General features: G+C 65.0%; 3 protein-coding genes and 1 pseudogene. 3 read left to right on the plus strand and 1 reads right to left on the minus strand.

Features of this window, described 5'->3' with window-relative positions; genetic code table 11:
• A pseudogene (locus ACQKDV_RS17520) lies at positions 1-434 on the minus strand (hypothetical protein); the annotation flags it as partial.
• A 274-nt stretch (positions 435-708) separates the two neighbouring features.
• Here ACQKDV_RS17520 and ACQKDV_RS17525 point away from each other — a divergent pair.
• From ACQKDV_RS17525 to ctaD, 3 genes are read left to right on the plus strand one after another with little or no spacing between them, the layout of a single operon-like run.
• Positions 709-1,185, plus strand: a complete 477-nt coding sequence (locus ACQKDV_RS17525; protein ID WP_427785435.1) for a DUF2244 domain-containing protein — start codon at positions 709-711, stop codon at positions 1,183-1,185.
• An 11-nt stretch (positions 1,186-1,196) separates the two neighbouring features.
• Entirely contained in the window at positions 1,197-2,138 is a 942-nt protein-coding gene (coxB, locus tag ACQKDV_RS17530) for a cytochrome c oxidase subunit II (protein WP_427785436.1), read from the plus strand.
• A gap of 59 nt (positions 2,139-2,197) precedes the next feature.
• Positions 2,198-3,805, plus strand: coding sequence for a cytochrome c oxidase subunit I (ctaD, locus tag ACQKDV_RS17535; RefSeq protein ID WP_057497455.1), 1,608 nt, complete (start codon positions 2,198-2,200; stop codon positions 3,803-3,805).
• The last annotated feature ends 184 nt before the right edge of the window (positions 3,806-3,989 follow it).

Genomic DNA, 3,989 nt, shown 5'->3' on the forward strand with positions numbered 1-3,989 from the left:
TCTGCGGATCGGCCAGGTCCACGCCCTGGCCGCGCAGCGCAGCGGCCAGCTGGTGCCAGCTTGTCGCGGATCAGCTTGTCGGCGGTGTCCTGGTCGGGAATGCGCAGCAGCGCCTCGGCCACGCACATCAGCAGCACGCCTTCCTCGCTGCCCAGGTCGTACTGGCGCATGAAGGCTTCGATGGCGCCCTGGTCTTTGGCACGTACGCGTACCCTGCCGACCAGGTCGGCGGCCAGCGCCTGCACCTTGGCCTGTTCCTCGGCGGGCAGCCGGGCCTGCGCCAGCAGCTCGCGGACATGGCTGGCCTCGTCCTTCAACCAGCCATCGGTGATGGCCTGGCGGAACGGGTTGGGGGGCGCCGGCAGTTCCGGCGACAGCAGCGCGCCCGGACGCGGGGCGTCGTGGGCGGCAGGGGAGGAGGAAGGTGCGTTCATGCCGGTCCGGCCAGTGGAAAACTTGGCGATTTTAATCATTTTTGCGCCCTCCGGAAGTCCCCCGAAGACACCTTTGTGGAGGGCTGATAGCCCCTGATGGTGGTGGATTCAGCGTGTTCAGACAGTGCTGCATAGTTTGTGCCGAATTCGTCATTCGCGCCGCCGGGCTCATGCTGTATTGCAACATTGGAAAAAGTGTGAATGCACCCTTGCTACCGGTGAGAGGGCAGGGCTACCATCGAGGCGTTTCCCGCGGCAGGAACGCGGTTGCGACATGATCGAGGTGCTTCCAGCTCCTGATGGGTCAGGTACGCAGCTGCGGCTGCGTCCCCCACGGGCGCTCGATGCCCGGCAGTTCGTCCTGTTGTTCACCGTGTTGTCGGGTGCGATGTGGCTGGTGTCCGCCCTCGGGTGGGTGGCCGGCAATGCGTTCGCCCCCCTGTTCGCGCTGCTGTACAGCCTGTTGCTGGCAGCCGCCTTGCGCGCCTTGTGGCGCAGCGGTGAACGGCAGGAGGAGATCCGGGTCGTGCCGGCGTACGTGGAGGTCATCCCCGTAGCCGGTGGATCGCCGGTGTTCCGGGCCCATCCCCACTGGGTGCGCCTGCTCACCGACGACGAGAGGGTCCGGCTGGCATCCAGCGGCCGGCAGGTGGAGGTGGGGAGTTTCCTCGCGCCGGCCGAACGCCAGACGCTCGCTGAAATGCTTGAAGGCTTGCTCGCCGCCAGCGATGGCGGCAACCGACGACGCTAAGGGTCTAGGCAATGAAGCAAAGCAGCAGGTGGGGCACGAAGTGCGTTGCAGCGGTCGCCAGCCTGGTGGCCGGGGGACTGGTTCCGGCGTGGGCATGGGCGCAGGCCGCCGATCCCAAGCCGTGGCAGCTGAACATGGGCAAGGGGGTCACCCAGACCTCGCGCCTGGCCTGGGAGTCGAACAACCTGTCGTTGATCATCTGTACGGTGATCGGCGTCATCGTGTTCGGCGCGATGGCCTACGCCATCTTCAAGTTCCGCAAATCCAAGGGCGCGGTCGCGGCCACCTTCAGCCATAACACCAAGGCTGAAGTGATATGGACGGTGATCCCGGTGATCATCCTGATCGTGATGGCGTGGCCGGCCACGGCCAACCTGATCAAGATGTACGACACCCGCGATGCCGAGATGACGGTGAAGATCACCGGCTACCAGTGGATGTGGAAGTACGAATACCTCGGCGAGAATGTCACCTTCACCAGCCGCCTGGACCGTGAATCGGACCGCGTTCGGCAGAGTGGCGTGGTGCCTACCCGCGAAAGCCACCCGCACTACCTGCTGGACGTGGACAACCGTCTGGTGCTGCCGGTGGATACCAAGGTGCGCTTCGTCATCACCTCCGATGATGTGATCCACGCCTGGTGGGTGCCGGCGCTGGGCTGGAAGCAGGACGCCATCCCCGGCTTCATCAACGAGGCCTGGACCAGCATCGAGCAGCCCGGCGTCTACCGCGGCCAGTGCGCCGAGCTGTGTGGCAAGGACCATGGGTTCATGCCGATCGTGGTCGAGGCGGTGTCCAAGGAAGACTTCAAGCAGTGGCTGGCGCAGCGCAAGCCGGCACCGCCCGCCGCACCTGCAGCGCCGGCTGAACCGGCCACTCCGGCAGGCGAAACCCCGGCCGCCCCAGCAGCGGCCGAAGCCGCTCCCCCTGCCACCGCGGCCAGCGGCGCGTGATGTAAAGCCCGCGGCCGTTCGCGACCGTGGCGACAACCGATTCTGAGAGGTGTTTTGCGATGGCGCACTCGGCAGTTGGGCACGACGATCACCACCACCACCAGAGCTTCTTCGAGCGTTGGTTCTTCTCGACCAACCACAAGGACATCGGCACCCTGTACCTGGGTTTCAGCTTCATCATGTTCATCATCGGCGCGGCGATGAGCGTGGTGATCCGGGCTGAGCTGGCGCAGCCGGGCCTGCAGTTCGTCAAGCCCGAGTTCTTCAACCAGATGACCACCGTGCATGCGCTGGTGATGATCTTCGGCGGCGTGATGCCGGCCTTCGTCGGCCTGGCCAACTGGATGATCCCGCTGCAGATCGGTGCGCCGGACATGGCGCTGCCGCGCATGAACAACTGGTCGTTCTGGCTGCTGCCGGTGGCCTTCAGCCTGCTGCTGCTGACCCTGTTCCTGCCCGGTGGCGCGCCGGCCGGTGGCTGGACGCTGTACCCGCCGCTGTCGCTGCAGGGCGGCTACAACGTCGCCTTCAGCGTGTTCGCCATCCATGTGGCCGGCATCAGCTCGATCATGGGCGCGATCAACATCATCGCCACCGTGCTGAACATGCGGGCGCCGGGCATCGACCTGCTGAAAATGCCGATCTTCTGCTGGGCCTGGCTGATCACTGCGTTCCTGCTGATTGCGGTGATGCCGGTGCTGGCCGGCGCGGTGACCATGCTGCTGACCGACAAGTTCTTCGGCACCAGCTTCTTCAATGCCGCCGGTGGCGGTGACCCGGTGATGTACCAGCACATCTTCTGGTTCTTCGGCCACCCCGAGGTCTACATCATGATCCTGCCCGCCTTCGGCGTGGTCAGCGAGATCATCCCGACCTTCAGCCGCAAGCCGCTGTTCGGCTACCAGGCGATGGTGTACGCCACCGCCGCGATCGCCTTCCTGTCCTTCATCGTCTGGGCCCACCACATGTTCACCGTGGGCATGCCGCTGGGTGGCGAGATCTACTTCATGTTCGCCACGATGCTGATCTCGATCCCGACCGGCGTGAAGGTGTTCAACTGGGTCAGCACCATGTGGCGCGGCTCGCTCACCTTCGAGGCACCGATGCTGTGGTCGGTGGCCTTCGTCATCCTGTTCACCATCGGTGGCTTCTCCGGCCTGATGCTGGCCATCGTCGCGGCCGACTTCCAGTACCACGACACCTACTTCGTGGTGGCCCATTTCCACTATGTGCTGGTGACCGGTGCGGTGTTCGCGCTGATCGCGGCGGTGTACTACTGGTGGCCGAAGTGGACCGGGCGCATGTACAGCGAGAAGTGGGCCAAGGTGCACTTCTGGTGGTCGATCGTGTTCGTGAACCTGCTGTTCTTCCCGCAGCACTTCCTTGGCCTGGCTGGCATGCCGCGGCGCATCCCCGATTACAGCGTGGCGTTTGCCGACTGGAACCTGATCAGCTCGATCGGTGCGTTCGGTATGTTTGCTACCCCGTTCATGATGGCCGCGATCCTGCTGTCCTCGCTGCGCAATGGTGAAAAGGCCGAAGCCCGCAGCTGGGAAGGCGCGCGTGGCCTGGAATGGACGCTGCCGTCGCCGGCACCAGCGCACACCTTCACCACGCCGCCGACCATCCGTCCGGGGGATCTGGCCCATGACGACATCACCCATTGAGGTGGGCCATGCATAACGAGAGCCCGCTTGCCCCGTGTAGAGCCGAGCCATGCTCGGCTGACGGCGTGTCGTCCGGTCAAGAGCAGCCGACCAACGGCCGGCTCTACCAGGGTCAGGGCGAAGAGCAACCGACCAACGGCCGGCTCTACCAGGGTCAGGGCGAAGAGCAACCGACCAACGGCCA

This window comes from Stenotrophomonas sp. NPDC077659, from assembly GCF_050268705.1.
In the GTDB taxonomy this organism is placed as follows: domain Bacteria; phylum Pseudomonadota; class Gammaproteobacteria; order Xanthomonadales; family Xanthomonadaceae; genus Stenotrophomonas.